Annotated in this window: 1 protein-coding gene; it reads right to left on the bottom strand. The window is 51.6% G+C overall.

Going from position 1 to position 1117, the window contains the following annotated elements; all coding sequences use genetic code 11:
* Window position 1 precedes the first annotated feature (1 nt).
* The coding region (locus QT994_RS27710) for a CHAT domain-containing protein (protein WP_333180351.1) at window positions 2–1117 on the bottom strand (1116 nt) is incomplete at its 5' end.

The following is a 1117-nucleotide window of genomic DNA, read 5'->3' as shown; positions in this document are numbered from 1 at the left end:
CTTACTCTGCCTCCCCAATTAAAGTAAATGCCGCCCAATTTCGCGGCCCAGGATGAGTTTTCATCGTAGTTAACATTGCTTGCCGAAGTGCCTGTGCTTTGTCGGGATTATTTTGCAAGTTTTGATAAAACGACTGCATCAATTCGGATGTCGGCGCATCGGGAACTGACCATAAAGAAACAATTACACTGGGAACGCCTGCCGAAATCAAAGCGCGCGACAAGCCAATCACGCCATCCCCGGTAATCCTGCCTTCTCCAGTGTTGCAGGCACTCAAAACGACTAAGCTTGCTTGCAGTTTCATGTCAAAAATCTCTTCTGCGGTCAATAAGCCGTCATCGCTACCAGAAGGAGCCATAGCGATCGCACTTCCCAATCCGCGCACATCATCCAGCAATCCATGCGTTGCCAGGTGAATAATCGATGCTTGGGGCATTTTTTGGACGATCGCAGCTTTTGTCCCTTGAGCGCCTGTGATGGCTTGGGTTTTGAGCAGAGGCGCGATCGCGATCGCTTCGGCTTCGGCTCCCGGTAGAGGAGACAATTGCTGTTTGGGTTCTCCCGGAGAGAGAGACACACTCGGCATCGTGGGATTGCCCAAGACTAGAGCGTTACTGCTGTTGGCTGGCTTCTGTGCAAGCTTCTGTCGTTGCTGTCGGGTTAAATCCAATACTTGAATCGAAGGGGCGGTGAGAATGGTGTGTTTTTGGATTAAGTAAGTGCCGTTGGCATCTTGCAGGGCGGGAAAAGGCACCTGGAACAGGGAACCTTGGGGAATGAAAATGACGTGGGCATTGGGGTCTTTGGGTAGGAGGCTGGCAATGGGATCGATCAGCAGTTGATGCAGTGTCGGTAAGTCGGGTTGGAGTTGAGTGGATCTCAGACTGCTGCGACTGCGGACGGCGAGGAATTCTTGGTTGCCAACGATCAAGTTGGTTAGAGAGGCGTTGTGTTGTTGCCAGAGGGGTTTGAGGTCTACCTCGCGGAAGGTAATTTCGCCTGTCGGTTGAATCACCCAGATGTAGAGCGCGGATTCACGCGATTCGCTTTTTCCCTGAATCTGGAAGTCGTCATAGACGATCGAATACTGAACCAAAGTGGCCTTCTGTGATTTGGC

Source organism: Microcoleus sp. S13_B4, assembly GCF_036700885.1.
Taxonomy (GTDB): Bacteria; Cyanobacteriota; Cyanobacteriia; order Cyanobacteriales; family Microcoleaceae; genus Microcoleus.
This window is presented reverse-complemented; position numbering and strand designations above follow the sequence as displayed.